Raw genomic sequence first — 3,712 nt, forward strand, 5'->3', positions numbered from 1 at the left:
CGACATCGCCCGCACCCTGGTGCTGCTGGGCGCCGACCGCGTGGACGAGGTCGCGCCCCACCACCTGCTCGCCAACCTTCCCTTTCCCGGCAGTGCCGGGCTTTCCCACGCCGGAGCACGCCATGGCTGACTTCATGCAATTCGTCTTCTCGGGACTCACCACCGGCGCGATCTACGCGCTGGCCGCGCTGGGCTTCTCGCTGATCTACAACGCCAGCGGCGTCATCAACTTCGCGCAGGGCGACTTCCTCATGCTCGGCGCCATGATCACGGCCGCGCTGCTCGGCGCCAGCCTGCCCTACGGCGTGGCCGTGGCCGGCGGCGTGCTGGCCACGGTGGTGGCGGGCCTGCTGCTGTACCGGCTGGCGATCAAGCCCGCGGGCGAGGCCAGCGTGGTGTCGCTGATCATCATCACCATCGGCGCCTCGATCTTCATCCAGGGCGTGGTGCAGATCGTGCTCGGCAAGAACCAGCAGACCCTGCCGGCCTTCAGCGGCGACGCGGCGCTGTCGATCCTCGGCGCCTACGTGCTGCCGCAGAGCCTGTGGGTGCTGGGCACGGCGGCGCTGCTGGTGGCGCTGTGCTTCGCCTTCTTCCGCTTCACCATGGTGGGCAAGGCCATGCTCGCGGTCGCGGCCAACGCGCTGGCCGCGCGCGCGGTCGGCATCCCGACCTCGCGCGTGCTGCAGCTCTCGTTCGGCCTGTCGGCGCTGCTGGGCGCCGTGGCCGGCGTGGTGGCCGCGCCGATCACCACCACGGTCTACGACATCGGCCTGATGCTGGGCATGAAGGGCTTCGTCGCGGCCACGCTGGGCGGGCTCGGCAGCGCGGGCGGCGCGGTGGTCGGCGGCCTCATCGTCGGCCTGCTCGAGGCGCTGATGGCGGGCTATGTCTCCTCGGCCTACAAGGACGCCGTGCCCTTCGTGCTGATCGTGTTCATCCTGCTGGTCATGCCGCACGGCCTGTTCGGCAGCAAGGGAGCGGAGCGCGTATGAAGGCGTCCTCGCGGGCGCTGCTGCGTCCCTCCCTGCTGCTGCTGGCCCTGGTGCTGGCGCTGCTGCCGCTGGCCATGCCCAACAACTACGTGATCGACGTCGCGGTGCGCATCGCGCTGGCGGCCATCGCCGCGATCGGCCTCAACCTGCTGATGGGCTTCGCGGGCCAGATCAGCATCGGCCACGCGGCCTTCGTCGCCATCGGCGCCTACGGCAGCGGCATCGTGACGGCGCGCTTCGGCTGGCCCGCGCTGCCGGCCATCTGCGCCGCGGCCGTGGGCGCCGCGCTGGTGGCCTGGCTGATCGCCAAGCCGATCCTGCGCCTCAAGGGCCATTCGCTGACCATGGCCACGCTCGGGCTGGGCGTGATCGTCAACATCGTGCTGATCAACGAGGTCGACTGGACCGGCGGCCCCGACGGCATGCCGGTGCCGCCGCTGGCGGTGGCCGGCTTCGCCTTCGCCAAGGTGCTGCACTGGTATGCGCTGGCGGCGGTGCTGCTGTGGCTCGCGGTGCTGCTGTCGCTCAACCTCTACGAGTCGCCGGCCGGGCGCGCGCTGCGCGGGCTCAACGGCTCCGAGGTGGCGGCGCGCGTGATGGGCGTGGACGTGGCGCGCTTCAAGGTGCGTGCCTTCGTGGTGTCGGCCGTGTTCGCCGCGGTCTCGGGCAGCCTCACGGCGCACTACCTGGGCTTCATCAGCCCCTCGCTGGCGGCCTTCACGCATTCGGTGGAGCTCGCGACCATGGTGGTGCTCGGCGGCATGGCCTCGACCTTCGGCGCGCTGCTCGGCGCCGCGCTGCTGACCGCGCTGCCGCAACTGCTGGGCGGCCTGCACGGCTACGAGATGGTGTTCTTCGGCCTGGTGCTGATGCTCACCATGATGTTCCTGCCCAAGGGGCTGGTGCCCACGCTCGCGCTGCGGCTGCGCAGGAAGGGCTGAGCCATGCTCGAAGTGAAGAACCTGAGCAAGTCCTTCGGCGGCGTGCACGCCATGCAGGACGTGAGCTTCAGCGTGCGCGGCGGCTCGGTGCACTCGGTGATCGGGCCCAACGGCGCCGGCAAGACCACGCTGTTCAACCTGATCAGCGGCGTCTACGAGCCCACGCGCGGCGAGATCCTGCTCGACGGCGAGAACGTGGCGGGCATGGCGCCCGACCGGCTCGCGCGGCGCGGCATGAGCCGCACCTTCCAGAACCTGCAGGTGTGCATGAACATGACCGCCTGCGAGAACGTGATGCTCGGCGCGCACCTGCACACGCGCAGCTCGCTGCTGGGCGGCATGACCGGCGCCACGCGCCGCGCCGACGCCGCGCTGCGCGAGGAGGCACTGCGGCTGATCGACTACGTGGGCGTGGGCCGCCATGCGCATGCCCATGCCACGCAGCTCTCGTTCGGCCTGCTCAAGCGGCTCGAGATCGCGCGCGCCCTCGCGAGCCGGCCGCGCATCCTGCTGCTCGACGAGCCGGCCGCGGGCCTCAACGACACCGAGACCCACGAGATCACCGAACTGATCCGCAGCATCGCCGCCTCGGGCGTGACGGTGCTGCTGGTGGAGCACGACATGAAGCTGGTAATGAACATCTCCGACCACCTGCTGGTGCTCGACTACGGCCGCAAGCTCGCCGAGGGCACCGCCGCCGAGGTGCGCGCCAACCCGCAGGTGATCGCGGCCTACCTCGGCACCGAGGCGGAGGCCTGCGCATGAGCGGCATCGCACTGGAAGTCAGCGGTCTGCGCGCCGGCTACGGCCGCATCGAGGCGCTGCACGGCATCGACCTGCAGGTCGGCGCGGGCGAGCTGGTGGCGCTGGTCGGCGCCAACGGCGCGGGCAAGACCACGCTGCTGCGCGCGGTCTCGGGGCTGATCCGCGGCAGCGCCGGCAGCGTGCGCCTGTTCGGCCGCGAGATCGCGCGCGACAGCGCCGATGCACGCGTGCGCGCCGGCCTGGCGCAGGTGCTCGAGGGCCGCCAGGTGTTCGGCCCGCTGTCGGTGCAGGACAACCTGCTGCTGGGCGGCTACACGCGCGCCGAGCGCCGCGCGCAGCGTCTGGACGAGATGTACGCGCTGTTCCCGGTGCTCGGCGAGAAGCGCCTGCTGGCGGCCGGCACCTTGTCGGGCGGCCAGCAGCAGATGCTGGCGATCGCGCGCGCGCTGATGTGCGAGCCGCGCATGCTGCTGCTCGACGAGCCCTCGATGGGGCTGGCGCCGCTGCTGGTGAAGGAGATCTTCGGCGTCATCGCGCGGCTCAAGTCGCGCGGCATCCCGATCCTGCTGGTGGAGCAGAACGCGCATGCCGCGCTCTCGGTGGCCGACCGCGGCTACGTGCTCGAAACCGGCGCCATCGCGCTCGGCGGACCGGCCGCGCAGCTGCTCGGCGACGAGCGCGTGAAGGCCGCCTACCTCGGCCTGTGAGGAACGACGCACGCATGAACTCCCTTCCCGACACCGGCCTGCGCGTGGCCGACGTGCAGGCGCGCTGCGTCAACGTGCCGCTCGAGCATCCGGTGCGTACCAGCGTGGGCGTGGTGGCGACCGCGCCGCTGGTGCTGGTCGACCTGCATGCGGACGACGGCACCGTCGGCCATGCCTACCTGTTCACCTACACGCCGCTCGCGCTGCGCGCCACGCGGCGCATGGTGCTGACCCTGGGCAGCGTGCTCAAGGACCAGCCGCTCGCGCCCTTCGACCTCGACCGGCTGCTGGCGCAGCGGCTGCG

Annotated in this window: 4 protein-coding genes and 1 pseudogene; all 5 read left to right on the forward strand. The window is 71.5% G+C overall.

Translation table 11 applies throughout. From position 1 onward, the window contains the following. Positions 1–122 precede the first annotated feature (122 nt). Positions 123–995 (forward strand): branched-chain amino acid ABC transporter permease, encoded by an 873-nt coding sequence (locus AC27VN_RS35615; protein ID WP_093350744.1) that lies wholly within the window; start codon positions 123–125, stop codon positions 993–995. Further along, positions 992–1,936, forward strand: coding sequence for a branched-chain amino acid ABC transporter permease (locus AC27VN_RS35620; RefSeq protein WP_057593306.1), 945 nt, complete (start codon positions 992–994; stop codon positions 1,934–1,936). Before AC27VN_RS35615 ends, AC27VN_RS35620 begins: the two co-directional genes overlap by 4 nt. Positions 1,937–1,939: 3 nt before the next feature. After that, the gene (locus AC27VN_RS35625) at positions 1,940–2,701 is read left to right on the forward strand and encodes an ABC transporter ATP-binding protein (RefSeq protein WP_398498212.1); all 762 of its coding nucleotides are present in this window, start codon (positions 1,940–1,942) and stop codon (positions 2,699–2,701) included. Further along, positions 2,698–3,408: an ABC transporter ATP-binding protein gene (locus AC27VN_RS35630; protein WP_203204105.1), complete on the forward strand. Its 711-nt coding sequence runs from the start codon at positions 2,698–2,700 to the stop codon at positions 3,406–3,408. Before AC27VN_RS35625 ends, AC27VN_RS35630 begins: the two co-directional genes overlap by 4 nt. Positions 3,409–3,422: 14 nt before the next feature. Further along, a pseudogene (locus tag AC27VN_RS35635) lies at positions 3,423–3,712 on the forward strand (enolase C-terminal domain-like protein); the annotation flags it as partial.

Source organism: Variovorax sp. 20P10.2.4 (assembly GCF_058244205.1).